The 22,209-nt window shown below is 74.6% G+C and carries 23 protein-coding genes; 3 read left to right on the top strand and 20 right to left on the bottom strand.

Going from position 1 to position 22,209, the window contains the following annotated elements:
* Positions 1-16: 16 nt before the first annotated feature.
* The 6 genes from caldi_RS17625 to caldi_RS07500 form a co-directional block, all read right to left on the bottom strand.
* Positions 17-565: a methyl-accepting chemotaxis protein gene (locus caldi_RS17625; RefSeq protein WP_319951806.1), complete on the bottom strand. Its 549-nt coding sequence runs from the start codon at positions 563-565 to the stop codon at positions 17-19.
* Positions 562-1,518, bottom strand: coding sequence for a triphosphoribosyl-dephospho-CoA synthase (locus caldi_RS07480; protein ID WP_264844473.1), 957 nt, complete (start codon positions 1,516-1,518; stop codon positions 562-564). Before caldi_RS07480 ends, caldi_RS17625 begins: the two co-directional genes overlap by 4 nt.
* Positions 1,519-1,559: 41 nt before the next feature.
* The gene (locus caldi_RS07485; RefSeq protein WP_264844474.1) at positions 1,560-2,912 is read right to left on the bottom strand and encodes a formylmethanofuran dehydrogenase subunit B; all 1,353 of its coding nucleotides are present in this window, start codon (positions 2,910-2,912) and stop codon (positions 1,560-1,562) included.
* A gap of 141 nt (positions 2,913-3,053) precedes the next feature.
* Positions 3,054-3,797, bottom strand: a complete 744-nt coding sequence (locus tag caldi_RS07490) for an MIP/aquaporin family protein (protein WP_264844475.1) — start codon at positions 3,795-3,797, stop codon at positions 3,054-3,056.
* A 98-nt stretch (positions 3,798-3,895) separates the two neighbouring features.
* Positions 3,896-5,443, bottom strand: coding sequence for a DUF2193 domain-containing protein (locus tag caldi_RS07495; RefSeq protein ID WP_264844476.1), 1,548 nt, complete (start codon positions 5,441-5,443; stop codon positions 3,896-3,898).
* 140 nt (positions 5,444-5,583) lie between these two features.
* On the bottom strand, positions 5,584-5,829 hold the full coding sequence (locus tag caldi_RS07500; protein WP_264844477.1) for a hypothetical protein: 246 nt from the start codon (positions 5,827-5,829) through the stop codon (positions 5,584-5,586).
* 388 nt (positions 5,830-6,217) lie between these two features.
* Between caldi_RS07500 and caldi_RS07505 the strand changes: the two genes are divergently transcribed.
* The 3 genes from caldi_RS07505 to caldi_RS07515 are packed head-to-tail and all read left to right on the top strand — an operon-like array spanning position 6,218 to position 10,610.
* Positions 6,218-8,203, top strand: a complete 1,986-nt coding sequence (locus tag caldi_RS07505; RefSeq protein ID WP_264844478.1) for a sigma-54-dependent Fis family transcriptional regulator — start codon at positions 6,218-6,220, stop codon at positions 8,201-8,203.
* Between the two features lie 18 nt (positions 8,204-8,221).
* Complete coding sequence (gene pabB, locus caldi_RS07510; protein WP_264844479.1) at positions 8,222-9,763, top strand: aminodeoxychorismate synthase component I; 1,542 nt, start codon at positions 8,222-8,224, stop codon at positions 9,761-9,763.
* Positions 9,764-9,803: 40 nt separating this feature from the next.
* Positions 9,804-10,610 (top strand): aminotransferase class IV, encoded by an 807-nt coding sequence (locus caldi_RS07515; RefSeq protein ID WP_264844480.1) that lies wholly within the window; start codon positions 9,804-9,806, stop codon positions 10,608-10,610.
* Here caldi_RS07515 and caldi_RS07520 read toward each other — a convergent pair.
* From caldi_RS07520 to caldi_RS07585, 14 genes are all read right to left on the bottom strand, one after another.
* Positions 10,580-11,569 (bottom strand): GHMP family kinase ATP-binding protein, encoded by a 990-nt coding sequence (locus tag caldi_RS07520; protein ID WP_264844481.1) that lies wholly within the window; start codon positions 11,567-11,569, stop codon positions 10,580-10,582. The genes caldi_RS07515 and caldi_RS07520 overlap by 31 nt on opposite strands.
* Positions 11,566-12,321 (bottom strand): (5-formylfuran-3-yl)methyl phosphate synthase, encoded by a 756-nt coding sequence (locus caldi_RS07525; RefSeq protein ID WP_264844482.1) that lies wholly within the window; start codon positions 12,319-12,321, stop codon positions 11,566-11,568. Before caldi_RS07525 ends, caldi_RS07520 begins: the two co-directional genes overlap by 4 nt.
* Before the next feature lie 15 nt (positions 12,322-12,336).
* The gene (locus tag caldi_RS07530; protein WP_264844483.1) at positions 12,337-13,224 is read right to left on the bottom strand and encodes an ATP-grasp domain-containing protein; all 888 of its coding nucleotides are present in this window, start codon (positions 13,222-13,224) and stop codon (positions 12,337-12,339) included.
* 12 nt (positions 13,225-13,236) lie between these two features.
* Positions 13,237-14,205, bottom strand: coding sequence for a methenyltetrahydromethanopterin cyclohydrolase (gene mch, locus caldi_RS07535; protein WP_264844484.1), 969 nt, complete (start codon positions 14,203-14,205; stop codon positions 13,237-13,239).
* On the bottom strand, positions 14,187-15,005 hold the full coding sequence (locus caldi_RS07540) for a formylmethanofuran dehydrogenase subunit C (protein ID WP_264844485.1): 819 nt from the start codon (positions 15,003-15,005) through the stop codon (positions 14,187-14,189). Before caldi_RS07540 ends, mch begins: the two co-directional genes overlap by 19 nt.
* The gene (gene fhcD / locus caldi_RS07545; protein ID WP_264844486.1) at positions 14,999-15,952 is read right to left on the bottom strand and encodes a formylmethanofuran--tetrahydromethanopterin N-formyltransferase; all 954 of its coding nucleotides are present in this window, start codon (positions 15,950-15,952) and stop codon (positions 14,999-15,001) included. Before fhcD ends, caldi_RS07540 begins: the two co-directional genes overlap by 7 nt.
* Positions 15,934-17,589 carry a formylmethanofuran dehydrogenase subunit A gene (locus tag caldi_RS07550; protein WP_264844487.1) on the bottom strand — a complete coding sequence of 552 codons (1,656 nt, stop codon included), beginning with the start codon at positions 17,587-17,589 and terminating at the stop codon, positions 15,934-15,936. Before caldi_RS07550 ends, fhcD begins: the two co-directional genes overlap by 19 nt.
* Positions 17,550-17,984 (bottom strand): dihydroneopterin aldolase, encoded by a 435-nt coding sequence (gene folB, locus caldi_RS07555; protein ID WP_264844488.1) that lies wholly within the window; start codon positions 17,982-17,984, stop codon positions 17,550-17,552. The genes caldi_RS07550 and folB overlap by 40 nt, the downstream gene beginning before the upstream one ends.
* 37 nt (positions 17,985-18,021) lie before the next feature.
* Positions 18,022-18,321 carry a molybdopterin dinucleotide binding domain-containing protein gene (locus tag caldi_RS07560; protein WP_264844489.1) on the bottom strand — a complete coding sequence of 100 codons (300 nt, stop codon included), beginning with the start codon at positions 18,319-18,321 and terminating at the stop codon, positions 18,022-18,024.
* Positions 18,263-19,480 carry an ATP-grasp domain-containing protein gene (locus tag caldi_RS07565; protein ID WP_264844490.1) on the bottom strand — a complete coding sequence of 406 codons (1,218 nt, stop codon included), beginning with the start codon at positions 19,478-19,480 and terminating at the stop codon, positions 18,263-18,265. The genes caldi_RS07560 and caldi_RS07565 overlap by 59 nt, the downstream gene beginning before the upstream one ends.
* A 40-nt stretch (positions 19,481-19,520) precedes the next feature.
* Positions 19,521-20,384 (bottom strand): NAD(P)-dependent methylenetetrahydromethanopterin dehydrogenase, encoded by an 864-nt coding sequence (locus tag caldi_RS07570; RefSeq protein WP_264844491.1) that lies wholly within the window; start codon positions 20,382-20,384, stop codon positions 19,521-19,523.
* A gap of 46 nt (positions 20,385-20,430) precedes the next feature.
* Positions 20,431-21,147 (bottom strand): SDR family NAD(P)-dependent oxidoreductase, encoded by a 717-nt coding sequence (locus tag caldi_RS07575; RefSeq protein WP_264844492.1) that lies wholly within the window; start codon positions 21,145-21,147, stop codon positions 20,431-20,433.
* A 236-nt stretch (positions 21,148-21,383) separates the two neighbouring features.
* The gene (locus caldi_RS07580; RefSeq protein ID WP_264844493.1) at positions 21,384-21,548 is read right to left on the bottom strand and encodes a hypothetical protein; all 165 of its coding nucleotides are present in this window, start codon (positions 21,546-21,548) and stop codon (positions 21,384-21,386) included.
* A 109-nt stretch (positions 21,549-21,657) separates the two neighbouring features.
* Positions 21,658-22,203: a Uma2 family endonuclease gene (locus caldi_RS07585; protein ID WP_264844494.1), complete on the bottom strand. Its 546-nt coding sequence runs from the start codon at positions 22,201-22,203 to the stop codon at positions 21,658-21,660.
* Between the last annotated feature and the right edge of the window lie 6 nt (positions 22,204-22,209).

Here is a 22,209-nt window from a genome sequence, read left to right on the forward strand (position 1 = left end):
CCTCCTCCGGGCGGCGCTAGCCCTCCGCCCCTGCGGTCTCCTCAACGGCGTTCAGCGTACCCTCGGCCAGCTTGCGTACCTCCTCGGCGACCACGGCGAATCCCCGCCCTTGTGCTCCCGCCCGGGCCGCCTCGATGGTAGCGTTCAGCGCCAGGAGGTGGATCTGGCGGGCGATACCCTGGACGAAGCCACTCACCCGGGTGATTTGCTGCGCGTGGGCGATCAGCCGCCCCACGCCCCCGACCAGGCCGCTCACCCGGTCCTGGATCTTCGACATGGCGGAGAGGGCCTTGGCCGCCACCTCGTACCCTTCGGCGGTCACGTCCCGCATCCGGGCCGCCACCCCGGCCCCCTCTCCCGCCGACTGGGCCGCCGCTTCCGCCGCAGCCCGCGTCTCGGCGAGCGAGGCGCTCATGGACTCGGTGCTCGCGTGGATGCCTCGCACGTGGCGGCTCGCGGCCTCCACGCGCAGCGAGTTGCGGGCGGCCGCGACGCGACCCGGCTCCTCATCCGGCCCCGGCGTGGCCATGCGCCCCGGAACCGGGAACCCAGCGGCCGTGCTCATCTCGGGAGCACCTCCCCGACAGCCAGCCGAGGCGAAGGGACAGGGGGATGGAGCCGGGCGCTCCGCCCGAGGACCAGGTGGACGAAAAGCCCCGCCGCGACCAGGTCGGCGGTGGTCCCGGGGTTCCGGCGGTTGGCCGGGTCTCGCAGGAACCGGTCGAGAGACCGCATGGCTGCCCGCCCCCGCCGGGTGCGGACGCCGCCGGCGACGAGGACCCAGCGGGCACGCTCGGACACCTCTGCCGCCGCCGACGGGCCCAATTTGCGGGCGATCAGGGTATCCGGCGTGGTGGCGAGCACCCGGAGGAACGCCTCGGCCACCGCCTGCCGCACCTCGAGGCCCGCCGCCAGCGCGTCCTCCAGGGCCGGTAGCACCCGGTCGAAGGTGAGCCCGTAGCCGGTCGCGTATTCCCCCGCGACGTGGTCCCGCCCTGCGGCTGCGGCCATGGCTTCCCTCAGGTTGACCTGCGGCTCTTCCCGCACGTCGTGATCGGGGGCAGCCCCGAGCCCGCCCGGCGCCGCGAGGCGGATGGCTTCGTAGGCCAGCCGGGCGTCGTCCACCGTGAGCTCGCCCAGAACCTCCTCCGTCGCCCGCCGGAGCGTCGCCGGGTCGGGATCGGCCCCCGGACGCCCCGCGGCCCGGGCGTACGCCCGGGCAAGGGGTGCCAGCAGCAGCACGATGCCCAGGTTCGTGTTCGCCTGGACCACCCGTCGGGTGGCCCGGACGGCCTCCAGGACGAGCTGTCCCGGCCGGCGCTCCACGGCCTGCGCCATGACCGGAGCGATGGCCAGGGCGCTGGTCACGAAGTCGGGATAGGATACGTCGGCAAAGCCGCGCGTGGGCGTCACGTTGCCGGGCTTCTCCGCACTGGCCTCCAGGATGCAGGCCAGAGCCGTCGCCCACTCGATCCGGCGGGCCGCCCCGGTGGCTCGGTCGGCGGCGGAGGCGGTCATCGGATCACCCCCCTGGACCGATCCGCCGGTCCCCGGCCGGGCTAGCCGGCCTCAGCAGCCCTGCTCGCCACGGCTCCGCCCGCCTCCGTGGAACCCGTGCGACCGGTGAGCTCCAGCACCCGGTCGGCGATGCGCCGCACGACCTCCTCGTCCGGCGGGTAGGGCGAGGGCAGGGCAGGGCGGAGCGGCAGCGGGATCTCGTCCATCCGGTAGACGGTTCCGCCCACGCTGATTCCGTACGGGGCCGTGGTGATGTGCACCCGGGCGATCCGGGACGTCTCGTTCACCTTCGGATCGAGCACGATGGTCGGGATGCGGGCCAGGTGCTCCCGGGCAGGGGCCGGGAAGTTGGCCGCCGGGTCGGAGGCGAGGATCAGGGCGGCGTCCGCCTCGCGGCGCACCAGGACGTCGACGGCGGTGAACTCCCCGGGCCCGAAGCGTGGGTAGCCCCGGCTGAAGTTCACCGCGAAGGGATAGCCCGTCTGCCAGGTGAGCACGGTGTCGGCCCCGGTCACGTTGCCGTGGCCCCGGAGGGGCATGGCGAGGAAGCGGGTGTACTGGTTGAGGTCGGCCGCCAGGGTCAGGAGCGCGGCGGAGTTCAGCTGCTTGCCCCGCGTCATCGAGATGCCCATGCCGAAGAAGATCACGCCGAAGCGGGCCTTCTTCATCCGCTCGGCGAGGGACCGGGCGCGCTCCAGCGGCACGCCGGTGGCCTCCGCCCGGGCGACGTCCACCGGACGGCCCCGGACGAGCGCCCGCAGCACGGCGATCAGCTCGAAGTCCTTGCCGGGGCGGATCTGGATGAACTCGTCCGCGGCCCGGGCGCTGGCCGTCCGGCGCACGTCGACGAGCACCATGTACCGGCCCTTGCGGCCTTCGGGGACGAAGCGGCCCCGGGGGGTCAGCGTGTACCGGGTGAAGTGCCGCGGGTGGCCCTCGGCCGGGTTGCAGCCCCAGTACACGATGAGGTCGGCCCGGTTGCGGACCTCCCCCAGGGTGGCCGCCGGCTTCCCCACCGCCTGGAGGGCGAGCTCGGTCGGCCCGTGGCAGACCGAGGTCGTCGTGTCGATGCAGGCGCCGGTCACGTCCGCCAGCCGAACCGCCTCCCGCTGGGCCTCGGACGTGGTGTTGCTGAGGCCGAAGATGAGCGGGTAGCGGGCTCCGGCGAGAATCCGGGCGGCCTCCTCCACCGCCGCGTCGAGCGAGGCCGGCTCGCCCCCGATCCGCGCGTCCGGCGCGTGGCGTCCCGCCGGGTGGTTCTGGAACCACGCCACCCCGAGAACGCAGGCGTTCTTCGCCCGGGTGATGCGGTCCCCCTCGACGGTGAGCTCGATATCGTCGCACACGCAACCGCAGAACGTGCAGACCGCGTTCGGGACCACCCGGTCCGGCACGGCGCCACCCCCTGTGGATCGGCCGTGTTGTCGACCGGCCGCGCCCCGGGAGCGCGGGCGGGGGCCCGGCACCCCCCGCCCGGGCCCCGGCGGCCGGAGCCCCCGCCGTCCCGGCGGCGAGCCGGGACGGCAGGCGGCACGTCAGTCGGCCGGGGCCGCCTGCTGCGCGGGCTCTGCCGCGCGGGTCCCGGCGAGGGCGTCGTACGCGAAGGCCGCCGCCCCGCCCCCGATCAGCGGGGCCAGCGTGTAACCCAGGAGAAAGTCCACCCAGTTCACGGACCCGCCGGCCAACGTCTCGACCAGGTAGGGTCCGAAGCTACGGGCAGGATTGATGCCCTGTCCGGAGACGCTGCCCATCGCGACGATGACCCCGGCCACCACCAGGCCGATGGCCAGTCCTGCCCAGCCCTTGGGCGCCCGCCCGTCGACGGCGGTCCCGAAGATGGTAAAGACCAGGACGAAGGTACCGACCGCCTCGGCCAGGTAGGCCTGCACCGCGGTGTAGCCGGCTCCCACGGCCGGGGCACCCAGGGCACCCACCGCCTTCGAGCCGAATACGGCCCAGAGGGTCAGCGCACCGCCCGTCGCGCCGGCGAGCTGCGCGACCACGTAGGCGATCGCCTCGGACCAGGACATCCGGCCGGTCAGCGCCAGGGCCACGCTGACCGCCGGGTTGATGTGGCACCCGGAGATGTGCCCGATGGCGTAGATCATCGTCGTCACGGCGATCCCGAAGGTCATGGCGATGGCGAACAGGGCGCCGACGCCGATGTTCGCCGCCCCCGCCTTGCTCGCCGTGACCGTCGCCGTGACCGCACCGCAGCCCACCAGGACCAGCACCCAGGTGCCGATGAGCTCCGCCCACAGGCGCCTGCTCAGGCTCATGTTCGTGCCTCCTCCCCCGAAGGACGTGGGGGACGTGCCGGGCCGGGAGGGCGCCCCGCCGGGACGGGGCGCCCCCGCCGCCCCTCCGTTCCGTCCGATCAGCTGTGAACCGGCACGGCGTAGCCGTCGTAGCCGCTCCTGGGGTTGGCGCCGAACCCCCGCACGAGGCCCATGTTCGTGATGCGGTAGTCGGTGACGCCCCAGTCCTTGTCGATGCGGAGCGGGGCGATCGCGGTCTCCTTGTGGAGCGCGGCGACGTGGGTGAGCAGCGTGGCGGTCACGGGCTCGCTCGTGAGCAGGCACGGGAAGTCGGACAGCTTCATGATCGCCGCCGCCCGCTGCGTGATCGCGCAGCCGGGGTACGTCCAGCGGTGCGGGTTGGCGAGGATCTCGTGCTCGTCGAGCGGGCGGAAGTCGACGGGCACGCCGCCGATCTCCCCGCCGCCGCCCATGGGCTTCGGCTTGAGGATCCGCCAGCCGCGGTGCAGCGACATGATCATGTCCACGTTGTGCAGCTCGGCCACGGCGCCGCGGCCGGGGTTCATGGCGACCAGGTTGTGGTAGCGGTCCACGAGGAGCTGGACGAAGCTCGGGATCGGCATGGCGTCGCGCAGCAGCTCGTAGGCGAGCAGCGCGGCGCCCGTGCCGGTGGCCAGCGACAGGACCCCGTACTCGTTGTTGAAGCCCTTCTCGAGCCCCCGGTTCAGCGTGTTCTCGAGCGCCTGGGTGTGGGCCTCGAGCATCGCCATGACGATGGGGTCCTGGGCGAAGTTGAACATGGACTGGGAGTTGTGGTGCGCCACGTCGCCGACGCAGTACGCCGGGATCGCGCAGATGTTGCCCGGGTGCACGCCCGCCGCCAGGGCGGCCTGGACCACGGGGCGCATCCGCTGCTTGTACTGCTGCATGTAGGCGTTCGTGTCGAAGGAGCTGTGCGGGCCGTGGCCGCCCAGGTTGTGCGAGGCCATGAGCTTGTTCTGGGCGGCGATGGGCTGGTCGTAGATCAGCTGCAGCATCTCGATCTCGGCCTTGATGGCCTCCCCGAGCGTCTTGCCGGACTCGATCGCGCCCTGGAAGGCCTCGCCGAGGCAGTAGGAGGTGTTCATGCCGAACGACTTCGAGGCGAGGATCGTCTCTTTGTGGACCTTCGGGATGTCGAGCTTGCTCAGGATCGCGTTGAAGACGTTGGCGGTCGACCCCGGGCTCAGCGCGAAGTCCACGCCGGCCACCGGGCCGTACACGCCGCCGTACCGGCGCACCGACTCCCGCCCGATGAGGGCCTCCTCCTCGGCGATGGCCTGGATGAAGCGCTCGACGGACTGGCGGAACGCCGGGTCCTCCTCGTAGAGGATCTCGAGGATCGCGGGCGTCTGGTAGTGCTCGACGAACGGGTCGTCCTCCGGGCGAACGGTTTCGGTCAGGCTCTTGAGGATCTCGTAGTGGGCGTTCACGGACTGGATGTGCAGGTCGAAGACTTCCTTCGACTGCTCCTCGGTGGGCACCATCTGGTTGACGGCGTCCACGTAGGGCTGGGCGTCCGTGATCTTGAACTGCGTGCCCCGGCGCTGCTTGATGTTCTTGACGTCCGCCCACACCGCGGCCATCGCCTGGCGGACCATGTTCTCGAACAGCTTCTGGCTGGCCATTGGCGACGGTCTCCTCCCTTTCGGGTTTGTGTGGATCCCGGGTCCCTCCCGCACCGGTTGCCGATGCCCGCCTTCCGCGCCGGGGCATCCCTCCCTTCCTGACCGGAAAAGGAGCGGAAGCAAGCCGCCAGGGCTGCCGCTCAAGGAAGGAGACGGATGAGCGCCGGCTCGTCGAAGCCGACGACCACGCTCCTCCCGATCACGACCACGGGCCGGTCCGCTCGCCCCGCGAGCCGCACGCGCTCGCCGTCCGACCCGGCCACGACCTGGTACAGCACCCCGCGGCCGTCCAGGAACCGGCGGAGCGCCTCCCACTCGGGTAGCTCGGGCTCGGTGTAGACGGTGACACCCTCGAGCGGCGTCGTGTACCCTGCACAGATGCACATGGCGCCTGCCTCCGGCGTGCTGTCGGCCTGCACCCGCGGGAGAAGGCCTAACAAGAACCGTGCCAACCGGTCCGCCGGGGCGGAGCGTCCGCAGGCGCGGACACCGTGGCGGAGCGTGTAACGATCCCTCGCACCGGGACCGAGGGCCCGTCATGAGACGTTACACTCGCCCCACCGGGCGCCCAGGTACCTGTAAAGCGTTGAAACGACATGTCCAGCCTCAATTCGTCGTTCTCCGAGTTTTCGTGGCCAAGCGCCCGCTCCCGCGGTACAATGGAGGTCGCCGATGGACAAGAGGGGCGTCATCCGACCGGTCGGCCCAGCGGCCGGCACAGCGAAGGGACATTCGCGCACTCGAAGCAGCCTGCCCGGACTGGAGGGAGGTTGCGTGCGGACATCGTCTGTCTTCGCCCCGAGCCACGCCCAGGTGCTGGCGGGCTGGGAGGCCTTCCGCGACGGGCGGGAGCTGCCCCCCGGCGCCGTGCGTCCCACGATCCTGCGTTCCTGGGTCCGCTGCCGCAAGGCGGGACTCGAGCCCGAGCAGCTCGGCCGGATGCCGCCGATCCTGGACCGGGAGGCGCTCCGCCAGGCGCGCGAGCAGAGCGCCGCGCTCCTGGCCATCGCCGGCCCCGTGCTGCGCGACCTGCACGACATCGTTCGCGGCACCGGCTTCATCATCGCCCTGACCGACGGCCACGGCGTCGTCCTGGAGGTGCTCGGCGACCGCCAGAGCCTGGCCTACGCGGCCTCGATCGACCTGGTGGAGGGCTCCGACTGGAGCGAGCGCGTCTCCGGCACCAACGCCATGGGGCTGGCCCTCATCGAGCGGCGCCCGGTCCAGGTGGTCGGCTGCGAGCACTACCTGCGGCCCCTGCACATCCTCACCTGCTCGGCCGCCCCCATCTTCGACGCCGCCGGCGAGATCCTCGGCGTCCTCGACGTCACGGGACCCCGGGACCTCGCCCACGCGCACACCCTCGGCATGGTGATCGCCGCCGCCCGGGCCGTGGAGCGGCAGCTGCGGCTGGTGACGGTGACCAACGAGGTGGAGCGGCAGAGCCGCACGCTCGACGTTGCCCTGAACGCCATGCGCGACGGCATGCTCGTGGTCGACCAGCGCGGCCACGTCCTCCAGCTCAGCGCGCCGGCGGCGGCCCTGCTGGGGCTCGACCGCCAGTCGGCCGCCGGCTCCCATCTCTCCGAGCTCTTCGGCCCCCAGCGCTGGGTCACCGACCTCCTTCGCCGGGGGCTCGCCTTCCAGGACGAGGAGATCACTCTGACGCGAGAGGAGCGTACCCTGCGGCTCCTTGCCAGCGCCCGCCCCATCGCCGCCGAGCGGGAGGGCCTGCAGGGCTTCGTGATCACCCTGCGGGAGGCCCGGGAAGTGAGCCGGCTCGTGCAGCGGGTGCGGGGGGACGTGGCCCGGTTCGAGCTCACGGACGTGCTCGGGATCTCCGAGGCCATCCACCGGGTCCGCCAGGAGGCGCAGCGGGCAGCGGCCTCCGACCTCACCGTCCTCATCATCGGGGAGAGCGGGACCGGGAAGGAGCTGCTCGCCCACGGCATCCACAACGCCAGCCGCCGCCGCGGGGGCCCGTTCGTGGCGGTCAACTGCGGGGCGATCCCGAAGAGTCTCCTCGAGAGCGAGCTGTTCGGGTACGAGGGCGGCGCCTTCACGGGAGCCGACCGCCAGGGCCGGCCGGGCAAGTTCGAGCTGGCGGACGGCGGCACGCTCTTCCTGGACGAGATCGGCGACATGCCCCTGGAGATGCAGGCGAGCCTCCTGCGGGTGCTGCAGGACCGCCGCGTGGTCCGGGTGGGCGGGTCCCGGGTGATCCCGGTTGACGTCCGGGTCATCGCCGCCACCCACCGCGACCTGCACCGGGAGGTCGCCGAGGGCAACTTCCGGGCCGACCTCCTCTACCGGCTCGACGTGCTGACCATCCGCGTTCCGCCCCTGCGGGAGCGGCCCGGGGACGTACGCTTCCTGCTCGAGACCCTCATCCGGCGCCGGACGGGCGGCCGGCGGCGCTTCTCGGACGAGGCCATGGAGGCGCTCTGCCACTACCACTGGCCCGGCAACGTCCGCGAGCTCGAGAACGTGCTGGAGAAGTGCCTGCACATGGCGGAGGGCGACGTGATCCGCCTGCGCGACCTGCCGCCCGACGTCCTGGAGGCCGCCGGAGGAGCCGGGGAGGGCAAGGCGCACGTGGCCCCCATCAGCGAGCTGGAACGCGAGGCGATCGCCCGCGCCTGCTGGCAGGCCGGCGGCAACCTGGCGGAGGCCGCCCGGCTCCTGGGGATCAGCCGGCCCACCCTGTACCGGAAGATCCGCAGCTACGGCATCCGCCTCCCCCGTCCGCTCCGCGCGTGACCGCCGGCAGGAGGCCCCATGACCGACCTGATCTTCCTGCCCGTGCCGCTGCCCCCTACGCCCGAGGCGGCGCTCGACGCGCTGCCGGAAGGGCCGGGGCGCGTGCTGCTGGAGAGCGCCGGCGGCCCCCCGGACATCTGTCGCCACTCCTTCGTCGCCGCCGCTCCGTTCGCGATCCTGCGGGGGCGCGGGCAGCGGTACACGCTGGCGACCGCCCGCCGGAGCCGGCGCATCGCCGGCCACCCCTTCCGCATCGTCGAGAGCCTCCTGGCCGAGCTCGCGGGAGATCCCGGGCACCGCTCCTGCGGGCTCGCCCCGCCCCTGGCCGCCGTCGCCCCGGGCGAACCCGTCCCGCCCTTCGCCGGCGGGGCGATCGGCTACCTGGCCTACGACCTGGGCCGTCAGGTGGAGCGCATCCCGGTGCAGGCCCGGGACGACCTCGGGCTCCCCGAGCTGTGGCTGGCATGGTACGACGCGGTGCTGGTGGTCGACCACGTCCGCCGGGAGGCGGCGGTCGTCGCCCGCCCCGTGCCCGGCCGCCCCGGGGCCGCGGTGCGGGCCGCCCGCCACCTGCGCGACCGGATCGAGCGCGCGGCCGCCGCCGGATGGCCACAGGCCGGACGGCCGGCGCCGAGGTCCGGAGAAGTGTCGCCCGGCCCGCCCGCGTCCGGCGTGGCCACGCCGTGCGTGCGCTCCACCTTCACCCGGGCAGGCTTCGAGGCGGCCGTCCGCCGGGCCCGGGAGTACATCGCCGCCGGCGACATCTTCCAGGTGAACCTCGCCCAGCGCTTCTCCGCCCCGTGGGCCGCCGGCGCCCGGGCGCTGTACCGGCGGCTGCGGGCGGTGAATCCCGCCCCGTTCTCCGCCTACCTGGACTGCGGCGACCTCGCCGTCGTGAGCGCCTCCCCGGAGCGGTTCCTGCGGGTCGACCCGGCCACCCGCCGGGTGGAGACCCGGCCCATCAAGGGGACGCGCCGCCGCAGCCCCGTGCCCGCCGAGGACCAGCGCCTGGCCGCCGAGCTCCTCGCCAGCGAGAAGGACCGGGCCGAACTGGTGATGATCGTCGACCTCGAGCGCAACGACCTCGGGCGCGTGTGCGAGTACGGCAGCGTGCGGGTGCCGGACCTCCGGCGCCTGGAGGGCTACCCCACGGTCTGGCACACCGTGGCCACCGTCGAAGGCCGCCTCCTCCCCGGCGCCGGGCCGGCCGCCCTGCTGGCCGCCACGTTTCCCGGGGGCTCGATCACCGGGGCGCCCAAGGTGCGGGCGATGGAGATCATCGAGGAGCTCGAGCCCGTCCGGCGGGGCGTGTACACCGGGGCGATCGGCTGGTTCGGGTGGGACGGCGCGCTCGACCTGAACATCGCCATCCGCACCTTCACCGTGGTGCGGGGGGAGGCGCACTTCCACGCCGGGGGCGGCATCGTGGCCGACTCCGACCCGGCGGCGGAGTACGAGGAGACGCTGGCCAAGGCGCTCGGGCTCCTGCGGGCGCTGAGCGCCACCGGGCCGGCCGGAAGCGAGGTGGGCGGCGACGAGCCGGTTCGTCTGGCTGAGTAGCGCCGGCGGCCTCGTCCCGGCGGAGGAGGCCGCGGTCTCCGTGCGGGACCGCGGCCTCCTCCTCGGCGACGGCCTGTTCGAGACGGCGCGGATCTACGCCGGCCGCGTGCCGCTCCTGGAGCGGCACCTGCAGCGCCTCCGCGAAGGGGCGGCCGTCCTGGGGATACCCGTCCCACGCGGGATCGAGGAGGCAGCCCTGCGAACCGTCGCCGCCTGCGCGGTGCGCGACGGGGTCCTGCGCGTCACGCTCACCCGGGGACCGGGCCCCCGGGGCCTCGACCTGCCCCCGGAGCCCGCTCCCACCCTGCTCGTGCAGGTCGAACCCTTCGCCGGCCGGGCCCCAGAGCCCCTGCGCGCGGCCCTCGTCTCCCTGCGCCGGGACAGCCGCTCGCCCCTCACCCGCCTGAAGACGACGAGCAGTCTCGCCTCGGTGCTGGCCCGGGCCGAGGCGCGGGCGGCCGGCGCCGGAGAAGCCCTGCTCCTGAACACCGACGGCTTTGTGGCCGAGGGAGCGGCCACCAACCTCTTCTGGGTGCGGGACGGGGTCCTGCGCACGCCCGCCACCGCCGCAGGCTGCCTGCCGGGGATCGCCCGGGGGCTCGTCCTCGAGCTGGCCCGGGCTCTCGGCCTGCCGGTGGCCGAGGGGCTGTTTCCGCCGGACGACCTGGCCGCCGCGGACGAGGCCTTCCTCACCAGCGCCCTCCTCGAGTTGGCCCCCCTGGCCGGGGTCACCACGGCCCCGTCCGTGAGCGCCCCGTGGGAACGGGCGCCGCGCTGGCCGGCGCCCGGGCCCGTGACCGCCCGGCTGGCCGCGGCCTACCGGGAGTACACGACGTCCGTGGCCTGAGGCCATCGCTCGACCACCACGGCGGCCCCGCCGGGGCTCACGGCAGTGACGAACGCCCAACCGCCCTGCGGCCAGGCCTCAAGCACCCGCCGGGCGGCTGCGGCGATGCGGCGGGCGGCCCCGGGGCTCTCCGCCAGCCCGAACAAGGCCGGCCCCCAGGAACTCTGGCCGGCGGCCCACGCCCCGGCGGCGCGCATCGCCCGCGCCAGGCGCTCGCCCAGCGGATGGCGGTAGCGGCCGCCCTGGACGGGGGCGAAGTAGTCGCCCACCCGGGCCTGGATCACCTCCAGGGCGGCCCCCACCCCGGCGACGTCGCCCGCCCGGAGGGAGGGCAGGAGGAGGCGGTCGATGGCCGCGGTGATCGCCTCGACGTCCGCCCGCTCCATCGGGGGCAGGTCGGCGAAGGCGCGCGCCTCGTCCGGTCCGGCGAAGCCCGAGGCGCCGCCCGGGATGGCGACCACGAACCGCCAGCGGGCCGGCACGTCGAGCCGGACGGCCGGCGGCTCGGCCCCGGCGCGGTAGAGCACCAGGCCGCCCCCGGCGAAGGTCTCGGTGCCGACGCGGGTCCGCTGCGCCCGCCCGACGAGCGGCGCCAGTTCCCGCGGCCCGGCGCCCACCCCCCAGAGGCGGGCCACTGCCACGGCGGCGGCGAGGTCGATCTGCGTGCCCGACCCCAGCCCGACGTGGGACGGGATGTCCCGCACCACGGCGAGCGCCGCGCCCGCCCCGGGCGCACACCGCTCCGCTACCGCGCGCGCCGCCCCCAGCGCCCGCTCCGCCTGCGGCCCCGAGGCGGTGAGGTCTCGCGCCGGACGGGCCACCACCTCGGCCACCGGCCGGCGCAGGGCGACCCCCAGCCCCCCGAAGCCGCCCCCCGGCAGCGGGAAGATCCCGAGGTGCAGGCGGGCCGGCGCCCGCACCCGCACGGAGGCCGCGCCGGCAGCTGCCCCGGGCCTCACCGGCGGACCCCGGAGACAGTCCCCCCGGCCCCGGAGACCACCCCTGCCAGCGCCGAGACGAGCGCCCGGACCCGGCCCGGGTCGATCCGGCCGCCCAGGCGGTCCCCGCCCGTGCAGGCGGCTCCCCGCACGCCGGCGATGTCCGGACCCAGCGCCGCGACGCGGGGAAGGTCGGCCGGCGTGAGCGAGCCGGCCAGGGCGCTCGTGAGCCCGTGCCGCCGGCACGCCTCGACGAAGGCCCGCGCGCGGGCATCCGTCATGTGGGCGAAGAGGCCGCCGGCGCCCTTGTGCAGGGTGTCGACCATGGCGCCCGCGCAGCCGGCGGCGGCCGCGGCGGCCGGCACGTCGAGGGGGTCGACCGCCCCTACCCGCGGGCCGTCGGCGTACGCGCACGCGATGAGGCGCACCCCGGGGGCCAGGTCCCGCAGCGCGGCCGCCACGGCCGCCAGGAGCCGCCCGGCCGCCTCCGCATCTCCCGGGCCCCGGAGGCCGACCTTCACGTAGTCGGCGCCGAGGCTCGCCGCCCCCACCGCCGCCAGGGCGGCGGTCCCGGGGAGGTCGGGGAGGTCGCCCAAGGCGACGCTCAGGGCGACCCTTCCGGGCAGGGCCCGGCGGATCGCCCGCACGACCGCCGGCGCGGGGGCCCCCAGGGCGCCTTCGGCCGGGTTCTTGACGTCGACGATGTGGGCGCCGCCGGCGAGGGCCGCCGCCGCCTCCTCCGCATCCACCACGCTGACCAGAAGCCGGACCAAGCCCGTTCCCCCTCCTCACACGGCCCGCCGCCGGCCGAGCACGTGCCCGACCAGCACGTCCGCCACGTCCACCCCGGTCGCCTGCTGGAGCCCGCGCCACCCGGGGATGCCGTTCACCTCGTGCACCAGGACCCGGCCGCCCGGGGCCGGCAGGAGGTCGACCCCGGCGTGCTCGGCGCCGACGGCGGCCGCCGCCCGCACGGCCAGGTCGGCCCAGCCGGCGGGCAGGGCGAAGGGCACCGCCCGGCCGCCGGCGGCCACGTTGGTCTTCCAGCCCTCGGCCCGCCGCTCGATCGCCGCCACGACCTCGCCCCCCACCACCAGCGCCCGCACGTCCCGCCCGCCGTGCGGGACGAACTCCTGCATGTAGAAGACCGCCCCGATCCCCTCCCAGGCCCGCAGCACGCGGTACGCCGTGTCGGGGTCGGCGAGGCGCACCATGCCCCGGCCCTCCGACCCGAAGAGGGGCTTGAGGACCACGTCCCCCATGGCGAGGAACGCCTCCATCGCCTCTGCGAAGCCCTGCACGACGCGGGTGGCCGGGGTCGGGATCCCCGCCTCCTCGAGGAGCGCCGAGGTGTAGAACTTGTCCACCGTCCGCTCCAGCGCGGCGGGGTGGTTCACCACCCGCACGCCGTGGCGCGCGAGCCGGTGCAGGGCGTCCATCCGGAAGACCACCTGCTCGAGCGACCCGGCGGGCAGTGCCCGCACCAGCACGGCGTCGTACGCGTCGAGCGGCGTCCCGCCCGCGCGCACCCCGGAGCTCCGGCCGCCGTCCCCCACGGCAGCGGCGATCGCCTGCACCGGCAGCACGTCGCACTCGACGCCGCGCCGCCCGCACGCGAGGGCGATCTGCGCGACGTGCCAGCTCGCCCTGCGGCCCAGGACCGCCAGCCGGGCCATGGCCCACGCCCCCTACCCGGCCCCGGCGGCGCCGAAGAGCGAGCGCCGCAGCAGGTCGGGGTCGGTGGCGCCCGCCGCGAACGTGCGCCCCGTGCGCGTGCTGGTGAGGGCCACGGCGGCGGGGCTGAAGAGGAAGGGGTCGACCCGGTAGAAATCGCCCCGCTCCCGGAAGATCTCGGCGAAGGGGCGGCCGTGGTCGGGCGAGGCGCCGGAGGGGAGGCGTGCGGCAAGGCGGGCGAGGTCCTCGTCGGGGGCGTCGACCAGGAGGGCCACGCGGCCGCCGTAGAGGAGGCAGTCGTTCGTGCGCCCCATGGCGGTGAGGTCGTCCGCCGCCACGGGGGCCACGGGGGCGGTGCCCCAGGCCGCGCGCACGCGGGCCGGGTCGAGGCCGAGGACGCCCAGCTTGTGGAGCGCGGTCTCCACCACCCGGGCGGCCACCTGGACGGCTCCGGCGGCGCTGGCCGTGCGGGCCACCAGGATGGTCAGCGCGCCCGGCTCCACCCCGCAGCGGCGGGCGATGGCCGCCACCGCCGCCGGGGGCGGCAGCGCCGGCGCCTCCAGGGCGATGAGCGCCTCGCCGGGCGCCTCGGCGACGGGATACCGGTCAAACAGCGCCTCCACCCGCGCGAGCGCACGGCCGGGTCCCGACGCCATGGCGGAGAACCCCGCCTCCCGCAGCGCCCAACCGGCGTACTGCGCCAGGAGGCAGGCCTCGAGGGGGCGGTCGGTCACGACCTGTACCCCGGGCAGGTGGAGGCCGCCCTCGGCCCACGGCACCAGGGTCACGGAGCCGAGCCCGGCCATGGTGGCCTCGGCGAAGAGGCGGCCGGCCTCGAACCCGCCCGGGGCCCGCACGCCGCAGTCGAGCACCTCGGCGCCGGCCACCTCGTGGCGCTCCACCCCCAGGGCCTCGGCCCGCTCCGCCAGCGCCGCCGCCCGGGCGCGGGCGCGCCGGTTCAGGTTCAGCCCTCCCCCGCCCACACGAGTACCTCCCCCCGGCCCCCGACGGCCTCGTCGCCGCTGTACAGGTGGTACGGACCTTCCGTTCGGCCCGGGGGCAGGGTCACGCCCAGCCCGGCCAGGTGCCGGAGGTAGAGCGGAACCCAGGGGGGCCGGAAGGTGCAGGCGTACCGCTGGGTCGGCAGCAGCTCGGCCTCGCCCGAGAGCACCACCACGCTGCCCCTGTGCATCCAGGCGCCGCTGCGGAGGCCGGGCCGGCCCCCGACGATCACCGTCCCCGCCGCCATGGCGAGCCCGGCGAAGTCGCCGGCGTCCCCCAGGACGGCGATGAGCCCCCGCGCCATGAAGGCGCCCACCTCGTTGCCCGCCCGGCCCCCGACGACGATGACGCCCCCCGTCATCCCCGTCGCCCCGCCGCGGTAGGCCGCCCCGACCAGGTGCCCCGCGTCGCCCCGCACCCGGATGAGGCCCCCGGCCATCTCGGCGCCCAGCCAGTCCCCGGCAGAGCCCTCCACGAGGATCTCCCCGCCCGCCATCCGGCTGCCGAGGTGCATCCCCGCGCCGCCGCAGATCTCGATCCGGCCCCGGGTCATGCCGGCGCCGATCCACTTCACGTGCGAGACGTCGCCCTCGATCCGCAGGACCCCGTCGCCGGCGTCCCCCTCGGCGGCGAAGAAGTCGCCCAGGCGGGCCGGCCGGTTCCCGTGCCAGACGGGGAGGGCCCGGACCGCGTCGGGGGAGAGCCCGGCGAGCCGCTCCGGAACGAGGCACTCGGCCTCGACGGGGACGGCCGTCCGGCCCAGGGGGGTGAGCGTCAGCACGGCACCTCACCTGCCACGGCGGCGCGCAGGTCGATGCGGTACGGCCCCAGCTTCCCGCCGTAATTGCCGGCGGTGATGCGGAGCACCCCCGGCCGGCAGGCGGCCCGCACCCCCACCCGGACGGCGGCGGTCACCGCCTCCAGGGTGAGGCCGTCGACCACCACCTCGTACACCGCTCCCACCCCTTCCGGCAGGGCGGTGTCCTCCACCCGGGCCCGCAGGGTGGGGCAGAACCGGTGGTTCGTGGAGGCGGGCACGTGCCTGTAGCGGGAGCCGACCTTCGACCCGGCGCGGACGATCCCGCCCGGGAAAGGCAGGATCACCCCCGGCACCTGCTCCCGGATGGCCCGGACCGCCGCCGCGGCCGCCTCCAGCGCCGCCCCCTCGTCGGCCCCCAGCACGAGGAAGTTGCCGCCGCCGACGGCCGGCACCGCCCGGACCGCGTCCTCCACCAGGAACTCCCCGTCCATCACCGGGATGCGGTTGTACCGCCGCCCGCCGAGCTGCTTGGCGCTCTGGTACCCGTCGCCGAAGAGGCGCAGCGCCCGGCCGAGGGGCACGCGGCTGCTCCCGGCCGCGCCGCCGGCGTCCGCCGCGGGGCCGTCCCGGGCCGCCTCGCCGTCGCCGGCGAGGCCGTCGAAGCACGCCGTAGTCGGGCAGGTCATGATCGCCTGCCCCACCCGGCGGACGAGCTCCCGGGCCAGCGCCTCGCGGGTCGGGGCGAACACCAGGAAGCTCACCCCCGGGCGGCCGTCCGGGGTTTCCTCCACGGGCCCCTCCACCCCTGCCTCGGCTCCGCAACCGATCACCGACGTGGCCATGCCGGTCGCCACCCGGGCGGCCGTCATCGCCCACTCCAGGTCCCGTGCGGTCACGACGAGCCGGGCCGCCCACATCGGGAACGCCTCGGCGAAGGTGTCCTCGACGGTCACGCCCTCGAGCTGCATGGGATCACCTCGGGCCGGGGAAGGGTGTGGAGGTCGACGGGGTAGTTCTCGAACCGGACGGTGTAGTAACGGTCGAAGTGCTCACGGATCTCCGCCAGGACCTCCGGGTCGTAGGAGGGGGCAACGTAGAACGTCCGGCCCTGCGGGCTCGCCCGGATCTCGCCGTCCTCCACCACCACCTCCCCGTCCTTGATCACGTAGCGCGGGTTGGCGAACATCGCCTCGATGTCCGGGTTCCGGGCGTAGATGGCGACGTCGGCGTCCGCCCCGGGGCCCAGGTGGCCCTTGCGGGTGAGGCCCAGGAGCCGGGCCGGCGCCGCCCGGGTGATGATCGCGATCTCGTACAGGCTGTACTCCCGGTCGAGCTCCGGCAGGTGCGAGCGCCGCAGCGCCCTCGGGTTCACCTGCCGCATCGCCTCCCGGCGGGCCTCCCGGTCCATGAGGAGGCGGATGATCTGCGGATAGGCGGTGAAGGCGCCGCCGTTGGGGTGGTCGGTGGTGAGGGCGATCCGCCAGGGGTCCCTGGCCAGGAGCAGCCACTCCAGGCCGATCGCCCACTGCAGGGTGTTGACGTAGCTCTTGTCCTTGTACTCGTAGGGGACCACCCCGCAGCCCGACTCGACCTCCACGTCCTCGTTCGACCACTTGTGCCCGGTGAGCCGGTACAGGAGGTACTGCCAGGGGCTGTCCGCCGTCATCGTGGCCGCCGGGCCGAAGACCACCTGCCCCACGTCCACCGAGAGCTCAGGGTGGGTATCGACGTACTCGACCAGCCTCGGGACCGCCGAGGCCATGTCGTGGTAGTCCGTGCCGCCGTAGCTGTGGAACTGGACGTGGGTCAGGTGGGCCCGGAGGCCGGAGAGTGCCTCCATCGTGGCCAGGGTGGTCTCCCAGTTGCCGGGCACGCCGAGGTTGTTCGCGTGCACGTGCACCGGATGGGGCAGGCCCAGCTCGTTGCCCGCCCGGGCCAGGCCGGTCAGGATCTGCCGGGCGCTCACCCCGTAGGGCGCCAGGGGCTCGTCGAGGACCTTCACGTTGCCGCCGAACTTCCACGCCTCGGTGCCGCCGGGGTTGACGATCTTGATCGCCGCCCCCTTCGCCGCCCCGAGCAGCCAGGCGGCGAAGTCCCGGACCCGGTCGTGCCGGCCCTCCGCCAGGCGGTCGAGCACGAACTCGTTGTTGCCCATGAGGATGAAGCCGAGCTTGTCGATCACCGGGGTGTCGGCGAACTCCTCGTGCGTGTGCCGGGCGCCCATCGGGATCACGGCGGCGTCCACGGCCGTGGTGTACCCGAGCCCCGCGTAGAGGTAGCCCGTGGCGAAGGTGGGCGGCACCACGCTGGCGATCCCGGAGCGGGTGCACGCCGTCCGGGGCATCGGCCGGCCGCGGCGGTGGTACTCGGGGAACATCTTGCGGGCGAGGTTCACCTTGGGCCCGGCGATGTGCGCGTGCATGTCCACCCCGCCCGGCATCACCACCATGCCCCGGGCGTCGATGGTCCGCACCGGCTCTTCCCGTGCTCCGGGCGGACCCGGCGGGGGATCGACCACCCGCCCGTCCCGGATCCAGATGTCCCGGATCTCCCCGTTGACGCCGTTCATCGGGTCATATACCTCGCCGCCGGCAATTCGTAGCATGGACCCTGGCCTCCAGTAGGGTGCTGCCTCGGGCGCGCCGCCTGCCGCCGGTGGATCTCCACGCAGACGTCGGCGAAGGTCCCCGGGATCGGCGCCCGGGGCTTGTGGACGCGGACGGTCACGGCGTCCACGGGGAAACGCTCCAGCAGCCGGCCGGCGATCGCCTCGGCCAGCGCCTCGACCAGGCGCACCCGGGGCCCCTCGACCACCGACCGCACCTCGGCGAAGACGGCCCCGTAGTCCACGGTCCGGCCGGGGTCGTCGGCCACCCCGCCGGCGGCCAGGTCGAGGTGGAGTTCCACGTCGACGCCGAAGACCTGGCCGTGCGCCGCCTCGTGCGCGTGCACGCCGTGCCGGCCGAAGAACTGCATTCCGCTGATCACGATGCGGTCCACGTCCCGTCCCTCCCCGGCCCGGCCGCGCTGCGGGCCGTCAGCGGGCCGCCGGCTCGAGCCAGACCGGGATCCCCTTCGAGTCCGGCATCCCGGTGCCGTGGGTCTCGCCGCCCATCAGGCGGCTGGACGGCGTGCCGTAGGCCACGAAGGCGAGCCCCGGCGGCAGGTCGGCCGGCGGCCGGGCGCGGGCCACGAGGACCACGGAGCCGTGGGCGGAGGTCACCCGCACCTGGTCCCCGTCTCTGCACCCGATCGCCTCCAGGTCCTCCGCGCAGACCTCAACCGTCTCCGTCGCCTCCCGGTACTCGGCCGTGTCCTTGCCCAGGTTGGCCGCCACGCCCTGGCGAGAGGTGCGGCCCGGAACGAGCAAGAGCGCGCGGCGCAATGAGCTCCCCCCTCACCGCCTGCACCCGGCGCACCAGGTCGGTCAGGCACGTTTCCCGGTCCCCGGCGGCGGCGAGCACCGTGCAGACGGGGTGTCCCCTGCGGACGGGGGCGCCGCCGGACGGGACGTCCCGGAGCCCCGCCGCCGCCCAGTCCCCGTCCAGCCGCCAGACCCCGTCCTCGGTCGCGTAGACGACCGCCTTCCCGAAGTAGCCCTCCCACCGGGGCCGGCTCGCCGGCAGCCGGCCTTCGAGGGCGGCCAGGTGGGCCGGGAACAGGCTCTGGCCGGTGGCCTGCTCCAGCAGCTCGACCGCCGCCGTGTACCGGGGGTTGACCTCGATCGGCACCGGGCCGTCCGCCGTCAGGACCAGGTCGACCCCGCCGATCCCGGCGAGCCCGGACGAGCGGGCGAGCCAGCGGACGAGGCGGGTCAGCTCGCCCTCGACGGACGGGCTCACGCGGGGCAGGAGGATGTTGCCCGCGTACGCGAATCCCGGCGCGCCCAGGGCCTCGCGCCCGGCGAGCTGCTCCGTGACCGCCAGGAGCACCGCGTCGCCCCCGCCGGCCAGGTACAGCGCCGAGGCGGGCGTGCCCGGCACGTACTCCTGGGCGATCCGGCCCCGTGGCACCGCCTCCCCCGGTTCGGCGAACCGGATCCCGGCGCCACCCGCGCCCCGGAGCGGCTTCAGCAGCCACCGGCCCCGGAGCGGGACCCGGTCGCCGGCCGGGAGAGAGCGGGGCACCCGGAAGCCCTCCCCGGCCAGCCCGGACGCGAGGGCCGGCCAGTTCCGGACCGCCCGCAGGGCCGCCGGCGGGTTGCCGAGGAGCGCCCCCGTCCGGGCCAGCCGCCCCACCACGTGGGGAGCGTTCTCGAGGCTCCCCGTGTAGGCCACGGCGTCCCAGGCGACGCCCCGCGCCCGCAGGCGGGCGGCTGCCACGGCGAAGGCGGCGTGCCGCGTCGGGAGGCCCAGGTCCGGACCCAGCGCGTAGGCCTCGCACGTCTCGCGCAGGTCCCGGTCCCCGAAGTAGTCGACCGCCACCGGCTCGTGACCGGCCGCCCGGACCGACTGCGCGAGCGCCCGGACCGAGGCGCCCACCACCAGGACCTTCACGGCGCCCTCCCCCGCCCCCGGCCGGGCTGCCCTCCCGGTTTCACGCCACTTCCCTGGCGATGGCGTAGACCGCCTCCGCCTCCAGCACCTGGTCCTTGCGCTCGAAGAGGGCCGCCACCGCGGCGCGGTGGACCTTCATCTTGAAGTTGCCGATCCCGATCGGCCCGAAGCACCGCTTGCCGTGGCGCAGGGCGCCGTCGTCCCCCAGTTCGATCCCCTCGATGCCGGAGGGCGGCGCCGCGTTCAGGTCGGCCACGACCTCCAGCGTCGGGTTGTCCTGCCAGGCGGCCAGCGGCAGGAGGCGAACCCCGGCCGCGGCCGCCCCGAACGCCACCTTGGCCCCCTCCAGGGCCTCGCGCCAGGCCGGCACGTCCTCGTTGGGGACGAGGCGGCCCCGCACGGTCACCCCGAACCGCTCCCGGACGTGCTCCAGCGCAGCGTCCAGCCAGTCCTGACGGATGGTGGTGATCGTCACGTCCGCGCCTTCCCGGGCGAAGAGCGCGGCCACGCGCTGGCCCACCGGGCCCGCCCCGCCGACGACCACGACTTTCTCCCCCCGCACGGAGGTCGCCCGGGTGACCTTGGCGACGGCCGCGGCCGCCGTCGTGTTGCAGCCGTTGCAGTCGAGGATCGCCGAGACGCGAAACCCGCCGAAGAACGTTTTCTGGACGGTCGCCAGGACGCGCTCGCCCAGCGCGACGTCCCTGCCGCCGATCCAGATGGCCGTGTTCCTGAGGTCCTCCCCGCCCCGGGTGAAGATCGCCCCGTAGACGATCTCCCGGACGCTGTCCGGTGTGACCCCGCCGTAACTCAGCACCACGTCGGCTCCGGCGTCCAGCGCCGCGATGGCGTCGAAGGAACTGTAATGGGGATCCGTGTCGACCTGGATCAGCACCCGCCGCATGTTCGCCCCCCTCCCGCGCCCCTGGGATACTCGCCCCGCGCCCGAGTCAGATCCCCTTGCCGGCCACCTGCAGGACCTGCCCCGTGATGCCGGCCGACTCGTCCGAAGCCAGGAACAGGACCACCGCCGCGATGTCCTCCTTGCGGGCCCAGCGGGACGTGTCCTTGGGCTTCATCTGCTCCAGGTTCTGCTCGGTGTCCGTCAGTCCCGGCCCGACGGCGTTCACGCGGATGTTGTGGTCGCGCCCTTCCAGGGCGAAGGTGCGGGTGAGGGCCTCCACGCCCGCCTTGGCGCAGTTGTAGGCGACCATGTTCGCCTGCGGGAGGCCCGCCCGGGTGAAGTTGATCACCGAGCCGCCGCCCCCCTCCCGCATGAGCGGGAACAGCGCCCGGGTCGTCAGGAAGGCCGTGGTCAGGTTGTTCTGCAGTTCCTTCTGCCAGTCGGCCAGCGTGTGGTCGACCGCCGGCCGGTACACGGTGAGGCCGCCCGCCAGGTTGACCAGCACCTGCGGGGACCCGAAACGGCTCTGCACCTCCCGGGCCAGCGCCGCGGCGCCCGCCTCGGTGGCGAGGTCGACCGCCACCCCGACCGCCTCGGCGCCAAGCTCGCGGCACTCCCGCGCCCGGGCCTCCACGTTGGCGGCCGTGCGGGCCGCCAGCACCAGCCGTGCGCCCGCGCGGGCGAAGGCCAGCGCCACCGCCTGGCCGATCTGCCCCGGCCGGCTCACGCCGGTGATCACCACCACCCGGTCCTTCAGGCTCATTCACTTCACCTCCGGGGTTCCCGCATCCCACCGGCATGCGATGCGAGACCTACAAGAACCGTGCCAGCGCGCGGACACGCCCGGCAGGGCGGCGGGGCGTTTCCGCACCGCGCTGCCGGGCGTTTGTCTGTTACAACCGGTCGCACTGATCCCGCCGATCTGTTAACGTTCATGCCAGGGGGCGGGCCACCACGGCCAACGAAGTGTAATAATCCGATACACAGCGGTCCCGGCCCCTACGGATCCTCGCAGCACCGGGGCGGCAGCCGGCCGCCGCACTCGGGGCAGTGCAGCACCCCCTTCCCCGCCCGGGTACCGGCCACCGGGACGAGGAGCATCGCCCCGCACCAGGGGCATTCCTCCACGTCTCCCGGCGGAGGGCGGCGGCTGGAAACCCCCATCCTCGGCACCTCCCCGTGCTCAGTCCCCGGGCCTCCCCGTCATGGGTGGTGTCGGGCCCGCTCCTTCCGGGTGAGCGAAGACTTGCGGTAAGCTTCCACGCGTGGCGCTTCACTCTACCGCGAAGAAGTCCGCGGCCGCCACGTCCAGGCCCGGAAGCTGGGGGTCGGCTACGGTTTGGTCTCGCTCGAAGACGCGGGGTCTGTCCAAGGCCGTGTAGACCGTCACCCGCTGGCGGCCAGGCTCAACGATCCACACGCTCTTGCTCCCGGCCCCCAGCCACTCCTCGATGCGGCCGTGCACATCGAGATACGTGTCGTTGGGCGAGATCACCTCGACCGCTACATCCGGGGCACCGTCGAAGTAGCCCTTCGGGCGGGGCTTGGCGAGTCGTTCCCTGGAGACGAAGGCCACGTCAGGCGCCCGAACGGTGTCTGGATCCCGGCCGAGCAGGAACCCCGCTTCGGTCACCACGGAGCCGGACTTCCGGGTCACGACGAAGTTGCCCAGAATACGGGCAATGTTGGCCACGATTTCCCCGTGCTCGAAGCCCGGCGGCGTCATGCGGACGAGTTCCCCCTTGACGAGTTCGTACCGCTGGCCACTCCGGGGGAGCTTCAGCAAATCGTCTGCGGTGAGGACCGTCCGCGTGGCCATCCCGAT

Source organism: Caldinitratiruptor microaerophilus (assembly GCF_025999835.1).
Taxonomy (GTDB): Bacteria; Bacillota; Sulfobacillia; order Symbiobacteriales; family ZC4RG38; genus Caldinitratiruptor; species Caldinitratiruptor microaerophilus.

Coding starts and splice junctions, on each gene's coding strand:
- caldi_RS17625 (WP_319951806.1), bottom strand. CDS start 565: ATGAGCACGGCCGCTGGGTTCCCGGTTCCGGGGCGCATGGCCACGCCG.
- caldi_RS07480 (WP_264844473.1), bottom strand. CDS start 1,518: ATGACCGCCTCCGCCGCCGACCGAGCCACCGGGGCGGCCCGCCGGATC.
- caldi_RS07490 (WP_264844475.1), bottom strand. CDS start 3,797: ATGAGCCTGAGCAGGCGCCTGTGGGCGGAGCTCATCGGCACCTGGGTG.
- caldi_RS07495 (WP_264844476.1), bottom strand. CDS start 5,443: ATGGCCAGCCAGAAGCTGTTCGAGAACATGGTCCGCCAGGCGATGGCC.
- caldi_RS07500 (WP_264844477.1), bottom strand. CDS start 5,829: ATGTGCATCTGTGCAGGGTACACGACGCCGCTCGAGGGTGTCACCGTC.
- pabB (WP_264844479.1), top strand. CDS start 8,222: ATGACCGACCTGATCTTCCTGCCCGTGCCGCTGCCCCCTACGCCCGAG.
- caldi_RS07530 (WP_264844483.1), bottom strand. CDS start 13,224: ATGGCCCGGCTGGCGGTCCTGGGCCGCAGGGCGAGCTGGCACGTCGCG.
- fhcD (WP_264844486.1), bottom strand. CDS start 15,952: ATGCAGCTCGAGGGCGTGACCGTCGAGGACACCTTCGCCGAGGCGTTC.
- caldi_RS07550 (WP_264844487.1), bottom strand. CDS start 17,589: ATGCTACGAATTGCCGGCGGCGAGGTATATGACCCGATGAACGGCGTC.
- caldi_RS07570 (WP_264844491.1), bottom strand. CDS start 20,384: ATGCGGCGGGTGCTGATCCAGGTCGACACGGATCCCCATTACAGTTCC.
- caldi_RS07575 (WP_264844492.1), bottom strand. CDS start 21,147: ATGAGCCTGAAGGACCGGGTGGTGGTGATCACCGGCGTGAGCCGGCCG.
- caldi_RS07580 (WP_264844493.1), bottom strand. CDS start 21,548: ATGGGGGTTTCCAGCCGCCGCCCTCCGCCGGGAGACGTGGAGGAATGC.
- caldi_RS07585 (WP_264844494.1), bottom strand. CDS start 22,203: ATGGCCACGCGGACGGTCCTCACCGCAGACGATTTGCTGAAGCTCCCC.